Origin of the sequence: Cognatilysobacter terrigena, assembly GCF_004361065.1 — a bacterium.
In the GTDB taxonomy this organism is placed as follows: domain Bacteria; phylum Pseudomonadota; class Gammaproteobacteria; order Xanthomonadales; family Xanthomonadaceae; genus Cognatilysobacter; species Cognatilysobacter terrigena.
Genome location: NZ_SELT01000027.1, coordinates 1 through 13,962, shown reverse-complemented (window position 1 = coordinate 13,962; position 13,962 = coordinate 1). Strand labels below are relative to the sequence as shown.

Genomic DNA, 13,962 nt, shown 5'->3' with positions numbered 1-13,962 from the left:
ACGTGGCGTCAGCGCAGCGCCATGTCGACCAGCATGCCGACCACGCCGCAGGCCGGAACCAGGGCGTACACCGCCACGCCACGCCGCGTCCCGATGAACACGCCCGCCGCGAGCACCACGGCGACCACCGCGTGCGCGACGTCCACCCGCGTCAGCAGCGTGGCGCCAAACCACAACGCGAGCTGCGCGATCACGCCGACCACCGCGGCAGTGATGCCCGATAGCGCGGCCGCGGCGGCGCGCCAGCGACCCACGCGGTCGACCCACGGCGCCAGCGTCAGCACGAGCACGAGGCTGGGCAGGAAGCTCGCCCACACCGCGACTGCGGCGGCGAGCAGCGCGGAGCCGGTCGTCGACGGAAGATCCGGATGCGTCCAGCCCGCCGCGAAGCCGACGTACTCCAGCACCAGCAGCAACGGGCCAGGCGTGGTTTCGGCCAGCGCGAGGCCGGCCATCATGCGATCGGTCGACAGCCAGCCGTACGCGTGCACCGCGTGGTCGGCGACGTAGGGCAGCACGGCGTACGCGCCGCCGAAGGTGAGCAACGATGCGCGCGACAGGAAGGCGCCGACGGCGAAGCTCGTGCTGTCGCGGCCCAGCCAGACGGCGACTGCCGCGAGCGGCGCGAGCCAGAGCGTCGCCATTGCGGCGAAGACGCCGAGCGTGCGGGCGATCGAGGGCGTCGGGCTGTGCGATGACGGCAGGGCGTCGTGGTTGCGCCTGCGCCCCACCCACCATCCGATCACCGCGGCCGCCAGCATCACCCACGGGAACGGAACGTGGAGCACCGCGACCGCGAGGAGCGACCCGACCGCCAGCAGGCGCGACGTCGCCGTCTTCAAGACGCGCCGCCCGAGCCGCTCGAGCGCTGCCGCCAACAACCCGAGCACCGCCGCCTGCAGGCCGAAGACGATGCCGCCCACCGCCGGAATCGCCTGGCCCGCGAAATACATCCAGGACAGCCCCGCCAGCAGCAGCGACGCCGGGAGGACGAACAGCGCGCCCGCGAGCAGCCCGCCGCGCAGCCCGTGCAGCCGCCAGCCGATCCACGTCGCCAGCTGCATCGCTTCGGGACCGGGCAGGAGCATGCAGACGTCGAGCGCGCGGGTGAATGCGCCTTCGTCGACCCAGCGGCGGCGGTCGACGAGCTCGGTGTGCATGATCGCGATCTGTCCCGCCGGACCGCCGAAGCTGATGCAGCCCAGCAGCAGCCAGAAGCGCAGTGCAGCGGCGAAGGTGGGTCGAACGGCGGCGTCCGTCATGGAACGTGTCGGGCGGTCAAACGGCGGTAGCGATCGACACGGACCAAGCGGACTCCAGACGACGGAAGGCTCACGCGCATTCTGGAACGATCGGCCGATGGCTGCGCGCGACCGTCTTCCCCCCTGGCACGAACGCCACCGCCTGCCGAACGGCCGCGAGGTGCTCATCCGCCCCATCCGTCCCGAGGACGCCGAGCCGCTCCGTGCCGGTTTCGCGCTGCTGGAACCCGAACCCACGCGCGCGCCGCTGACCGGCGGGCGCGACATGACGCCGACCGACGCCGAACGCCTCGCTCGCCCAAATCCGCGCACCGAGTTCACGCTGGTCGCGACCGACCTCGACGCCCCGGGCGAAGCGCTCGTGGCCGCGCTCGCCTACGTGCGCACCGACGCGGCCGCGCACGAGGGCGATTTCACGCTGCTCGTCAGTCGGTTCGTCGCCGGCATGGGCATGCGCCGTTACCTGCTGACGCGCATCGCCAAGTGGGCGCGCAGCCGCGGGCTGGGCGTGCTGCGCGGCGACCTACCGCAGGACGCCGACGTGCTCACCCTCGCCGACTCGCTGGGCTTCCGGCGCATCGACGGCGCGGGCGATCCGTCGCTGGCGCGCGTCGCGCTCGAACTCCCGCGCCGATGACCATGCTCAGGGCGTGCGACGCGGTTCAGTAGAATCGCGCGCCTGATGCCTGCCCCCCTCCTCCCGATCCCGCCGCTGCCGAAGGCCGGCCAGCAGCGCGCCTGGTGGCGCGCGCCCGCCTCCACCTCCGCGCTCGCCTTCCACATCGCCGCCGCCGCGACCTCGCACCCCGGCCCGCTGCTCGCGATCACCCGCGACAACCAGACCGCGCACCAGCTCGAAGGCGACCTGCGCACGCTGCTCGGCGCCCGTAGCGGCGTCGAAGGCGACATGCCCGTCCTCGCGTTCCCCGACTGGGAAACGCTGCCCTACGACGCGTTCAGCCCGCACCCCGACATCGTCAGCCAGCGCCTTGCGACGCTGCACCGCCTGCCGCAGCTCAAGCGCGGCGTGGTCGTGCTGCCGGTGCAGACGCTCATGCAGCGTCTTGCGCCGCCGAAGCACGTGGTCGGCGGCAGCTTCGACGTGCGCGTCGGCCAGCGACTCGATCTCGACGACGAAAAGCGCCGCCTCGAAGCCGCCGGTTACCGCAACGTGCCGCAGGTGCTGGATCCGGGCGATTTCGCCGTGCGCGGCGGCCTGCTCGACGTCTACCCGATGGGTTCGGACCAGCCGTTCCGCGTCGAAATGCTCGACGACGAGATCGACACCATCCGCGTGTTCGATCCCGAGTCGCAGCGTTCGCTCGAAAAGATGGATCGCATCCATCTGCTGCCCGGCCGCGAACTTCCGCTCGACGAAGCCGCGCTCAAGGGCGCACTCGAACGACTGCGCGAGCGTTTCGATGTCGACACGCGTCGCAGCGCGCTCTACCAGGACCTGAAGTCCGGCCACGCGCCCAGCGGCGTCGAGTACTACCTGCCGCTGTTCTTCGACGAGACGGCGACGCTGTTCGACTACATGGCGACGGGCGTGCTGCCCATCGTCACCGACGGCAGCTTCGAAGCCGCCGACCAGTTCTGGACGCAGACCGGCGAGCGTTACGAGCAGCGACGCCACGATGTCGAGCGTCCGGTGCTGCCGCCGGCGGAGCTCTATCTCGCACCCGACGCACTACGCGGCATCTTCAACGAGACCTCGCGCGTCGAGGTCTGCGGCGCGAACCATGCGCAGCTCGATCGCGCGCAACCGCTCGGCGACCAGCCCGCGATGCCGCTCCCACTCGCGCCGCGCGATCCCGCCGCGAGCGATTCGCTGAAGTCATTCCTCAACGCGTATCCGGGCGACGTGCTGATCGCGGCGGATTCCGCGGGTCGACGCGAAGCATTGCTCGAACTGCTCGAAGCCGTCGGCCTGAAACCGGTCGTGCTGCCCGACTGGTCGACATTCCACGACCGCGGCCCGGCGACGCGCGAAGCGCCTGCCGACGCGGAACCGGCGCCGAAACTGTTCGCCATCGCAGTCGCCCCGCTCGACGACGGCTTCGCGATCTCGACGCCGACGTTCACCGTCCTCACCGAGCGCCAGCTGTTCCCGGAGCGCGCGAGCCAGCCGCGCCGTCGCAAGCGCGTCGGCCGCGAGCCGGAAGCGATCATCCGCGACCTCGGCGAACTCACCGAAGGCGCGCCGATCGTCCACGAGGATCACGGTGTCGGCCGGTATCGCGGGCTGGTGACGCTCGACGTCGGCGGCACGCCCGGCGAATTCCTCGATATCGAATACGCCAAGGGCGACCGGCTGTACGTGCCGGTCGCGCAGCTGCATCTCATCAACCGCTATTCGGGCGCGTCGGAAGAGACCGCGCCGCTGCATTCGCTCGGCGGCGAGCAGTGGCAGAAGGCGAAGAAGAAGGCGGCGGAAAAGGTCCGCGACGTCGCCGCCGAATTGCTCGAAATCCAGGCCAAGCGCCAAGCGCGCGCAGGCCTCGCGATCGACGTCGACCGCGCCATGTACGAGCCCTTCGCCGCGGCATTTCCGTTCGAGGAAACGCCGGACCAGGCCGCGGCGATCACGTCCGTCATCGTCGACCTGCAATCGAGCCAGCCGATGGACCGCGTGGTCTGCGGCGACGTCGGCTTCGGCAAGACCGAAGTGGCCGTGCGCGCGGCGTTCACTGCGGCGGCCGGTGGCAAGCAGGTCGCGCTGCTCGTGCCGACGACGCTGCTTGCCGAGCAGCACTACCGCAACTTCCGCGACCGCTTCGCCGACTGGCCGATCCGCGTCGAAGTGCTGTCGCGCTTCAAGTCGAAGAAGGAGATCGCGGCGGAGCTGGAAAAAGTTGCGGAAGGCAAGATCGACGTCATCGTCGGCACGCATCGCCTGCTGCAGCCGGACGTGCGCTTCAAGGATCTCGGCCTCGTCATCGTCGATGAAGAGCAGCGCTTCGGGGTGCGGCAGAAGGAAGCGCTGAAAGCGCTGCGCGCGAACGTGCATCTGCTGACGCTCACCGCGACGCCGATCCCGCGCACACTCAACATGGCGATGGCGGGTCTGCGCGATCTCTCGATCATCGCGACGCCGCCCGCGCATCGCCTTGCCGTGCAGACGTTCGTCGTGCCTTGGGACGACGCGCAGCTGCGCGAGGCCTTCCAGCGCGAACTCTCGCGCGGCGGCCAGGTGTACTTCCTGCACAACGACGTCGAAAGCATCCAGCGCATGCAGCGCCAGCTGCAGGAGCTGGTGCCCGACGCGCGCATCGGCGTCGCGCACGGGCAGATGCCGGAACGCGAGCTGGAACGCGTGATGCTCGACTTCCACAAGCAGCGCTTCAACGTGCTGCTGTCGACGACGATCATCGAATCGGGCATCGACATCCCGAACGCGAACACGATCATCATCAACCGCGCGGACAAGTTCGGCCTCGCGCAGCTGCACCAGCTGCGCGGTCGCGTCGGCCGGTCGCATCATCGTGCGTACGCCTATCTCGTCATTCCCGACCGCAAGGCGATCACCGAGGATGCGCGCAAGCGCCTCGACGCGATCAGTGCGATGGACGAGCTCGGCGCGGGCTTCACCCTCGCGACGCACGACCTCGAGATCCGCGGCGCCGGCGAACTGCTCGGCGAGGAACAGAGCGGCCAGATGGCGGAGGTTGGCTTCAGCCTCTACACCGAACTGCTCGAACGCGCGGTGCGTTCGATCCGCCAGGGCAAGCTGCCCGACGTCGACATGGTCGAGGCGCGGGGTGCGGACGTCGAACTGCACGTGCCCGCGCTGATTCCGGACGACTATCTGCCCGACGTGCACACGCGCCTGACGCTCTACAAGCGCATCAGCGGCGCGAAGAACCCCGACGAGCTGCGCGAACTGCAGGTCGAGATGATCGACCGCTTCGGCTTGCTGCCAGACGCAGCCAAGAACCTGTTCGCCGTCGCCGAACTCAAGCTCGACGCGACGCGCCTCGGCATCCGCAAGCTCGAGCTCGGCGAGAAGACGGGCCGCGTGCAGTTCGTCGAAAAGCCGAACGTCGACCCGATGGCGATCATCAGGCTCATCCAGGGCCAGCCCAAGCTCTACAAGATGGACGGGCCCGACAAGCTCAAGCTGTCGCTGGACCTGCCCGACGCCACCCAACGCGTCGCGGCCGCACGCGGGCTGCTGATCACACTGGCCGCGCGCTGACATGACCAGCTGCACATGCACGACGACCCCGGACAGGCTCTGATGCGACGGTTCCGGTTTGGGGAAACCGTCGCCGTGCATCGCCCGCTCCTGCGCCTCGTCGCGCTGTCCATGCTCCTCGTGCTCGGCGCGTGCGCGACGACGCGCGACGACGAATCGCCGAGCGCGACCTTCGTGCTCGTGCGCCATGCCGAGAAGGCGGACGACACGCGCGATCCGCCGCTGTCGCCCGCGGGGCTCAAGCGTGCCGAGCGACTGGTGAAAAAGCTTCGCGATACGCCGCTCGCCGCGGTGTATGCGAGCAACTTCAAGCGCACGCAGCAGACGGCCGCGCCCGTTGCGACGGCGCACCGCCTTACGGTCATCACCTACGACGCCGCGAAACCCGCGGCCGAGTTCGCGTCGCAGCTGCGCACGGCGCATCGCGGCGGCACGGTGCTCGTCGTCGGCCACAGCAACACGATTCCACCGCTCGCGGCGGCGCTGTGTGGCTGCGAAATCGGCCCGACCGCCGACAGCGAATACGGTCGCCGCATCACCGTCCGCGTGCTGGCCGACGGACGCGCGACGGTCGACGACCGCCGCGAGCCGTGAACGCGCGACGACATACCGCCGGCTAGGCTCGACGCCTTCCACTTCCCTGGAGTCGGCCATGCCCCGTTTCGCGACCGCTTTCCTTCCGCTGCTCCTGCTCGCCGGTTGCGCCTCCGCAGGCGCCGGCTCAGGCGGCCGCACGCTCGCCGCCGGCACGCCGGTCACGCTTGCCGCGGGCGAAACCGTGACGCTGCCGGATGCCACGACGCTCACCTACGTCGGCGTCACCAGCGACTCCCGGTGCCGCCCCGACGTCCAGTGCATCCAGGCCGGCACGGCGATCGTGGCGTTCCGCCATTCGATGGGCGGCATGGCCCACGACGTGGTGCTCGATTCCCTGAAGGCGCCCTCGGCCGAGCTCGGGTCGACCTGGTCGCTGGTCCTGGTGAAGCTCGACTTCGCCTCGCCGCCGAACGCCACGATCCGCGTCGACCGCCGCTGAAGCGGCCGTAGGGCCCGCGACGCGCCGGCGGGCATGACCCGGCGCGTCGATTTTTGACGCAGTGCGGCATGACAGGCGGGACACGCTCCAGCCTGAACACGGATCATTTGTCAAGCGCTTGTGTTAGGGCTATGTTCGGGCTGTGGTCGCGGCCTTCGCCGCGGCACGCTGGGGAACAACATGGTCAAGACCATTCGCGCATCGATCGGCTTCGCGCTGCTCGCGATGGGGAGCTACGCGCACGCTCAGGCCACCACGACCTGCCCGACGCTTCCCGCCGACAGCGGACTCACCTGGGAAACGAAAACCGCAGGCGGCTCGCAGTTCTGCCGCGCCATGCGCGCGGACGGCAGCGAGGCCTTCGGCCTCTACATCGCCGCGCAGACGCCGTTCAAACCGAACCGCGGTGATCGCGCCGAAGAAGTGAAGATCGACGGCCGCGACACCTACTGGTATCGCAGCGAACTCGCGGGCCAGCCGGACGTGCAGGCGCGCGAGACGGCGATTCCGCTGTCGGACGGCCGCGTCGCGTACCTGTGGATCCAGGCGAGGTCGAAGGACGACCTCGCGGGCGCGATCACGCAGGCCAGCGCGATACGCTTCCAGGCCGGCGGCGGCGCACAGCTGACGAGCAAGTAGTGCTGCGAACGGCCGGGCATCGCGCCCGGTCGCTTTCTCAGAAGCGGCCGGCCTGGTAATCCGCGAAGGCCTGCTCGAGCTCCGCGCGCGTGTTCATCACGAACGGGCCGTAGCGCGCGACCGGTTCGCGCAGCGGACGTCCCGCCACCAGCAGCACGCGCGCGGCGCCCTTCGCCGCGAACGACACGACTTCACCGTCGAGCACGCCGAGCTGCTTCGTGCGCAGGTGCTGGTCGCCGACGTCGACATCCCCTTCGTACGCATAGACGAAGCCCGCGTGCCCGTCCGGCAGCGTGTACGACCACGACGCGCCGTCATCCAGCGCGATATCCAGATATACCGGTGACGTCGCCGGCTGCACGATCGGCCCGACAGCGCCGTCGACCTCACCCGCGATCACCTTCACCGACACGCCCGGCACGGGCTGCGCGACCGGAATGCGCTCGGGCGCAAATTCCTGGTACTTCGGCTCGCTCATCTTGTCGCGCGCCGGCAGGTTCACCCACAGCTGGAAGCCGCGCATGCGGCCTTCCTGTTGCTCCGGCATTTCAGAGTGCACGAGGCCGCGACCGGCCGTCATCCACTGCACGCTGCCGGGCACCAGCACGCCTTCGTTGCCGTGGTTGTCGCGATGGCGCATGCGGCCGTCGAGCATGTAGGTGACGGTTTCGAAGCCGCGATGCGGATGGTCGGGGAAACCGGCGAGGTAATCCTGCGGCCGGTCGGTGCCGAACTCGTCGAGCATCAGGAACGGATCGAGCAGGTCGAGCTGCGGCGTGCCGATGACGCGCGTGAGCTTGACGCCAGCGCCGTCGGACGCCGGCATGCCGGTGGTAACGCGGGAAATGCGGGCGGGACGGGACATGGACGGCTCCAGCGAAGTGCGATGCGCCAAGAATGGCGGCGCATCCACTAAAGCGTAGTGCGCACGAGGCGCACGTTTCGTTCCATCCGTGACGCCGGCCGGCTCAGCCGCGCGCGGTGATCCGCCAGCAGCGGTGGATCTTCGCATCGCGCTCGAAATCGGGCGGGAGGGTCGACGCGCTGATGTCCTCGACGTGCGCGAACGCGCCGACCGCGGCTTCGTCGAGCTTGAAGCGGCGGTAGTTGTTCGAGAAATACAGCACGCCACCCGGCGCCAGACGCGCGACCGCCGCGCGCAGCAGGCGCACGTGCGAGGCCTGCACGTCGAAGTCGCCAGCGCGCTTGGAGTTCGAGAACGTCGGCGGATCGCAGAACACGAGGTCGTACTGGCCGGTGTCGCTCTCGAGCCACGCGATCGCATCGGCCTGCACGAGGCGATGGCGCGCGCCGCCCACGCCGCTTTCCTGCAGGTTGTCCGCGCACCACTGTAGGTACGTTGCGGAGAGATCGACCGTCGTCGTCGAACGCGCACCGCCGAGCGCCGCGTGCACCGTCGCCGCGCCGGTATAGGCGAAGAGGTTGAGGAAGCGCGTGTCGTTCGCTTCCTCGAACAGGCGCAGGCGCATCGGCCGATGGTCGAGGAACAGGCCAGTGTCGAGGTAATCGAACAGGTTCACGCGCAGATGCGCGCGGCCTTCGCGCACGACGATGAACTCGCCGCGACGATCGAAGTGGCCGTACTTGCTGCCACCCTTGCCACGTTCGCGGGTCTTCAGCGCGACGTTCTCGCGCGGCACGGCGAACACCTCGCGCGCGGCGGCGAGCAATTCGTTGCGACGGCGGCGCGTGTCGGCTTCCGGAAGGTCCGCGGGCGCCGCGTATTCCTGCACATGCAGGAACATGCGCGGCTCGCGTTCGTCGGTGGTGTAGACATCGATCGCGGCCGAGTACTCGGGCAGGTCGGCGTCGTAGGCGCGGAAACAGGTGACGCCCTCGCGCTCGCGCCACGCCTTCAGGCGCTTGAGATTCTTGCGCAGGCGATTCGCGACCATCTCCGCACCGGGCGACAACACGCTCGGTGCGTCCGTGTTCGCGGTCTCGCGCACCGGGCCGATCGGATCGACGGTGAGCAGCACCGTTTCGATCGCGCCGTTGAACAGGCGATAGGTCTTCTTCGCGCGCAGGCCGGTGGCCCGTGCAAGCGATTCGTCGCCGCACAGCAGGCTCGCGCGCCAGGTCGGCACGGTGCGGCGCAACGCATCGCCGAGCGCGCGGTACAGGGCCGGATCTGCCGCGAGACGTGCGTCATACGGTGGATTGCAGGCAACGAGGCCTGCGGGTGTCGCTGCATTGCTATCGGGCGAAGCCGTCGCGCTATCCGCGGTCGCGATCGGCGCATCACTGCTGCCCCGATACGCCGAACCCGCCGCGCGCCACGGCGGTGCGGACAGCGTGCGCACATCGCCGACCTCGAATGCGATGACGTCGACGAGGCCGGCGGTGATCGCGTTGTCGCTCGCCGCACGTACCGCGGCGGGGTCGAGATCGCGACCGAAGAACGCAGGGCGCAGCGCCGCGCGACCTTCCGCTTCACGACGGATCGCGTCGACGCGGATGTCGGCCCACGTGGTCGTGTCGAAGCCCGGCCAGCGCGTCGGCGCATCGTCGCCGTGGCGCAGCAAGCCCGGCGCGACGTCCGCGGCCATGAGCGCGCCCTCGATCAACAGCGTGCCGCTGCCGCACATGGGGTCGAGCAGTGCACCACCGTCGCGATACGCGTCCATCCAGCGGCCGCGCATCAGCACGGCGGCCGCGAGGTTTTCCTTCAGCGGCGCATCGACCTGCTTGCGACGCCAGCCGCGGCGATGCATCGGCGCGCCGGACAGGTCGATCGACAGGATCGCGCGGTTCTTGCGCACGACGAGGTTGATGCGCACGTCAGGGACGTCGAGATCGACATCGGGACGCGAGCCCGTCTGCGCGCGCAGCGTGTCGACGACCGCGTCCTTCACGCGTTGCGCGGCGTACTGCGCGTGGTTGATGCCGCTGCCGCCAACGTGCGCATCGACGGCGATCGTCGAACGCGGCGCGACGTGCTGCGTCCAGTCGACCTTCGACGCACCCGCGTAGAGCGCTTGCTCGTCCGGGCAGTCGAACTCCGCGATCGGCCACAGGATGCGGCTGGCGAGGCGCGACCACATCACCGCACGCTGCGCATCGGCGAGCGTGCCTTCGACGTTCGCACCGGCTGTGGTCGCAGTCGCGTGCTTGCAGCCGAGCGCGATCAGCTCGTCGACGAGCAGGTATTCGAGGCCCTTGCCGCAGCTGGCGAAGAAACGCATCGGTCAGAGCCTTTGAAGCAGCGTGGCGAACGCGTGGGCACTCGCCTCGACATGGTGGGAAAGCCGGTGCGAGTCGTCGACCAGCAGCAGCGTGGCGCGTCGCTTGTGCGACCAGGCGACCACATCGTCGGCGGGAATCAGTTCGTCGTCCCAGCCGTGGATGATCGACGTCGGCACGTGCGCGGCGTCGAGCGGATGCTTCGCATCGAGGCGCACCGGCGGCGCCATCAGGAACAGGCCGGCGACGTCGTGCTCCAGCGACACGCGCCCGCTGATCCAGGCGCCGAGGCTGGAGCCGGCGAGCACGACGGGGCCGCGTGCCGATGCGTCGCGCACGAGGCCGCGCAAGCGCTCGACGCGGGCGGCGACATCGCCCAACGGGCTGACCTCGCGCATCGCGTCGAGGTCGGTGTAGTCGGGCCGCTCGTGCGTGAAGCCCAGGCGTCCGGCGACGTCGGCCAGCGCCGTCACCTTGGTGGCGTCCGGGCCGCTCTCGAAGCCGTGGGAAAGAATGCAGTGGCCGCGCATGACGTCCGGAAGGCGGGAAAGACCGTCATTGTCGCCGGTCCGCGCGGCCGGCGCGTCAGTCGACCGCCATGACGGCATCGCCGAGGCGGATCGTCCCGCCCTCGACGATGCGCGCGCACAGCCCGCCGTGGCCGCGCATCGCGTTGTAGCCGCCCTCGCCCAGTGCCACTTCCATCTTCGAACACGGATCGCAGGGGCCGGTGCCTTCGAGCAGCACGTCGCCGATGCGGAAGCGCCGGCCCTTGAGCGCAATCAGCGGAATGCCGCTGACGACGACGTTGCGCCGGAACACCGATGGATCGATGGCGTCGAGCCCTGCGAGTTGCGCGATCACCGGGATGTGCTCGGCCTGCAACAGCGTGACGCCGCGCTTGCCGCTGCCGCCCGCATAGCGGTCGCCGACGAGGCCTTTCTCCGCGATCGCCTCGACCGCATCGCGCGGCACGACCGGCGCGTCGCGCGCGGGCCGCACGCCGAGCCAGTCGACGCGCCCGTCGCGGGGGAAACGGCTCATCAGCGCGCCGAGCAGCGAGCGGTCGGAAAAGCGGTTCATTCGGCGATCGTAGCCGGCGGTCGTGAGCGAGGCCGCAGTGTCGAGGCGCGCCGTCGCGGCGGCCGCGACCGGTTAGCATCGGCCGCATGCTGCCCGACCTGCCGTCCCTGCCCGTCCACGTCGAACCGCTTCCGTACGAGTCGCGCCTCGCGTCGCGGCCGCTGTCGCAGGTCGACCTCGTCGTCATCCACTGCACTGAAGTGCCGACGCTCGCGGAATCGCGCACGTTCGGCGAGAAGGTGCTGTATCCCGACAGCGGCACCGGCAACAGCGGCCACTACTACATCGACCGCGACGGCTCGCTGCACCAGTACGTCGCGATCGACCGCATTGCGCACCACACGCGCGGCTACAACCCGCGGTCGATCGGCATCGAGATCGTCAATTCCGGCCGCTATCCGCGCTGGCTCGACGCCGATCACCAGGCGATGACCGAGCCCTATACCCCGGCGCAGATCGACACGCTCGTCGCGCTGTTGAAGCGGCTCGCTGCCGACCACCCCACCCTGCGCTTCATCGCGGGCCACGAAGACCTCGACACCACGATGGTCGAGGCCAGCGACGATCCGACCAAGCAGGTCCATCGCAAGCGCGACCCCGGCCCGCTGTTCCCGTGGGACCACGTGCTGGCGAACGTGCCGCTGCAGCGCCTGAACACGCCCGCGCCCTGACCCGGGCCACCCCATACCGGCCGGTATAATTCGCGGCCTTTCCGCAGGAAATCCCCGCGCATGACCTCCCCGGTTTCCGAGCTGGTCGACCTGCTCGCGGTCGAACGTCTCGAAGACAACGTGTTCCGCGGCCAGAGCCGCGACATCGGCACCAAGTACGTCTTCGGCGGCCAGGTGCTCGGCCAGGCGCTGTCGGCCGCGCAGAACACGATGGACTCGGCGAAGGACCCGCGCGCCGCGCACTCGCTGCACGCCTATTTCCTGCGCGCCGGCGACATCGAAGCGCCGATCCTCTACATGGTCGACCGCACGCGCGACGGCGGCAGCTTCTCGGTGCGTCGCGTCACCGCGATCCAGCACGGCCAGCCGATCCTGTTTCTCGCCGCGTCGTTCCAGCACGAGGAATCGGGCAGCGAGCATCAGCTGTCGATGCCGGAAGTGCCGCAGCCCGAGGACGTCGAACACGACCACACGGTGCCGCCGGAAGTGCTCGCAAAGCTGCCGACGAAGGTCCAGCGCTGGCTGTCGCGCCAAGGGCCGTTCGAGTTCCGCCACGTGTATCCGCGCGACGAGCTCAAGCCGCCGAAGCGCCCGCCCTACCAGCAGGTGTGGTTCCGCCTGAGCGGCAAGGTCGGCGACGAGCCCGAACTGCACCGGGCGCTGCTGACGTACGCGTCCGACTTCCACCTGCTCGGCACCGCGACGTTTCCGCACGGCATCAGCTACTACCAGCCGAACGTGCAGATGGCGTCGCTCGACCACGCGCTGTGGTTCCACCGTCCGTTCCGCGTCGACGACTGGCTGCTGTACTCCATCGACAGCCCGAGCGCGCAGCATGCGCGTGGACTCGCGCGCGGCATGATCTACGACCGCCACGGCCGGCTCGTCGCCAGCACCGCACAGGAAGGCATGATCCGCGTGCTCGGCGAAGACGCCGGCCGCAAGCCGCAGGTGGGCTGATGCGCCAGGTCTTTTCCAGCGCGCGACTCGAGAACGTCGAGCGTGTCGCGCAACTGCTGCGCGATGCCGACATCGAAGTACGCATCACCGACGGTCGCTCGTACAAGGGCGGCCGCCGCACGACGGTGAGCTATCGCGACAAGGGCGAAGCGCAGCGTCCGGCGGTCTGGGTCGTGAAGTCGGAAGACAGCGGACGCGCACGCGAGATCCTGCGCGATGCCGGCCTGCTCGATTCGACGCGTCCGTCCGACGCCAAGCTCAGCTTCCGCTCGCAGTTCGGCGACGAAACCACGCGCACGCCGGCGCAGCGACGCGCGACGAAGATCAAGGTCGCGCTGCTGTTCGGCATGGTGATCGTGGTGGTGATGGCGTTCCTCCGCGCGGGCCGCACGCCGGCGCCGCCCCAACTCGCGCCGGGTCCGTTCGACGGCCGCGTGGCGGCGACACTGACGCCGATCGCGCAGGCGGTTCTGCAAAAGGAATTGCCGGACATCGACACACCGGTCGCCTGCCTCGCCGTCGATCGCGCCGACGCGCCGCGCGAAGTGCGCGATGCGCTGCGTCCGCGTCCCGGCCTGACGCTGGTGCCCGCGTCGCACTGCGAGCGCATCGCCGACGAAGACACCGGCTCGGTGCATCCGCCGTCGAAGAAGAAGGCGACGATGGTCGACGTCGATCATTTCCGCCCCACCGCGCCCGACGCCGGCACGATCGAGTACAGCGCCTATCACCACCGCATGTGGGCGAAGTACAAGACGCTCGAGGTCAGGCGCGTCAACGGCGTGTGGCAGGTGACGAAGACGCTCAAGGTCGTCGCGCCGTAACACGCGTCGGTCGCGCTTCGTCGCGCACCAAAAAATTGGCCCGCGTCGGAGAACGCGGGCCAAGGTCGTGCAAGGTTGGGGAAAT

13 protein-coding genes are annotated in these 13,962 nt (G+C 69.5%); 8 read left to right on the top strand and 5 right to left on the bottom strand.

The window, feature by feature from the left end; genetic code table 11:
* Nucleotides 1-8 precede the first annotated feature (8 nt).
* The gene (chrA, locus tag EVS83_RS13290; RefSeq protein ID WP_133501526.1) at nt 9-1,262 is read right to left on the bottom strand and encodes a chromate efflux transporter; all 1,254 of its coding nucleotides are present in this window, start codon (nt 1,260-1,262) and stop codon (nt 9-11) included.
* A 97-nt stretch (nt 1,263-1,359) separates the two neighbouring features.
* Here chrA and EVS83_RS13285 point away from each other — a divergent pair, with 97 nt between their 5' ends.
* The 5 genes from EVS83_RS13285 to EVS83_RS13265 all read left to right on the top strand — a co-directional run bounded on the left by EVS83_RS13285 (nt 1,360) and on the right by EVS83_RS13265 (nt 7,135).
* A complete protein-coding gene (locus EVS83_RS13285) occupies nt 1,360-1,899 on the top strand; it encodes a GNAT family N-acetyltransferase (RefSeq protein WP_133501525.1) in 540 nt (179 codons plus the stop codon).
* Nucleotides 1,900-1,944: 45 nt separating this feature from the next.
* The gene (gene mfd / locus EVS83_RS13280; protein ID WP_133501524.1) at nt 1,945-5,460 is read left to right on the top strand and encodes a transcription-repair coupling factor; all 3,516 of its coding nucleotides are present in this window, start codon (nt 1,945-1,947) and stop codon (nt 5,458-5,460) included.
* A 75-nt stretch (nt 5,461-5,535) separates the two neighbouring features.
* Nucleotides 5,536-6,054 (top strand): phosphoglycerate mutase family protein, encoded by a 519-nt coding sequence (locus tag EVS83_RS13275; RefSeq protein WP_208108749.1) that lies wholly within the window; start codon nt 5,536-5,538, stop codon nt 6,052-6,054.
* A 58-nt stretch (nt 6,055-6,112) separates the two neighbouring features.
* Nucleotides 6,113-6,496 (top strand): hypothetical protein, encoded by a 384-nt coding sequence (locus EVS83_RS13270; protein WP_133501522.1) that lies wholly within the window; start codon nt 6,113-6,115, stop codon nt 6,494-6,496.
* A gap of 180 nt (nt 6,497-6,676) precedes the next feature.
* Nucleotides 6,677-7,135: a hypothetical protein gene (locus tag EVS83_RS13265; RefSeq protein WP_133501521.1), complete on the top strand. Its 459-nt coding sequence runs from the start codon at nt 6,677-6,679 to the stop codon at nt 7,133-7,135.
* Nucleotides 7,136-7,172: 37 nt separating this feature from the next.
* Here EVS83_RS13265 and EVS83_RS13260 read toward each other — a convergent pair whose 3' ends face one another.
* The 4 genes from EVS83_RS13260 to EVS83_RS13245 form a co-directional block, all read right to left on the bottom strand.
* Complete coding sequence (locus EVS83_RS13260) at nt 7,173-8,000, bottom strand: pirin family protein (RefSeq protein ID WP_133501520.1); 828 nt, start codon at nt 7,998-8,000, stop codon at nt 7,173-7,175.
* Nucleotides 8,001-8,103: 103 nt separating this feature from the next.
* Entirely contained in the window at nt 8,104-10,341 is a 2,238-nt protein-coding gene (gene rlmKL, locus EVS83_RS13255) for a bifunctional 23S rRNA (guanine(2069)-N(7))-methyltransferase RlmK/23S rRNA (guanine(2445)-N(2))-methyltransferase RlmL (protein ID WP_133501519.1), read from the bottom strand.
* Between the two features lie 3 nt (nt 10,342-10,344).
* Nucleotides 10,345-10,869 carry an alpha/beta family hydrolase gene (locus tag EVS83_RS13250; protein ID WP_133501518.1) on the bottom strand — a complete coding sequence of 175 codons (525 nt, stop codon included), beginning with the start codon at nt 10,867-10,869 and terminating at the stop codon, nt 10,345-10,347.
* Nucleotides 10,870-10,924: 55 nt separating this feature from the next.
* Nucleotides 10,925-11,422, bottom strand: coding sequence for an MOSC domain-containing protein (locus EVS83_RS13245; RefSeq protein WP_246022959.1), 498 nt, complete (start codon nt 11,420-11,422; stop codon nt 10,925-10,927).
* A gap of 86 nt (nt 11,423-11,508) precedes the next feature.
* Between EVS83_RS13245 and EVS83_RS13240 the strand changes: the two genes are divergently transcribed.
* Genes EVS83_RS13240 through EVS83_RS13230 form a run of 3 tightly spaced genes read left to right on the top strand, consistent with a single transcriptional unit; the run spans nt 11,509 to nt 13,877 of the window.
* Nucleotides 11,509-12,093, top strand: coding sequence for an N-acetylmuramoyl-L-alanine amidase (locus EVS83_RS13240; RefSeq protein WP_133501517.1), 585 nt, complete (start codon nt 11,509-11,511; stop codon nt 12,091-12,093).
* A 60-nt stretch (nt 12,094-12,153) separates the two neighbouring features.
* Complete coding sequence (locus tag EVS83_RS13235) at nt 12,154-13,053, top strand: acyl-CoA thioesterase (RefSeq protein WP_133501516.1); 900 nt, start codon at nt 12,154-12,156, stop codon at nt 13,051-13,053.
* A complete protein-coding gene (locus EVS83_RS13230) occupies nt 13,053-13,877 on the top strand; it encodes a hypothetical protein (RefSeq protein ID WP_133501515.1) in 825 nt (274 codons plus the stop codon). Before EVS83_RS13235 ends, EVS83_RS13230 begins: the two co-directional genes overlap by 1 nt.
* Nucleotides 13,878-13,962 lie beyond the last annotated feature (85 nt).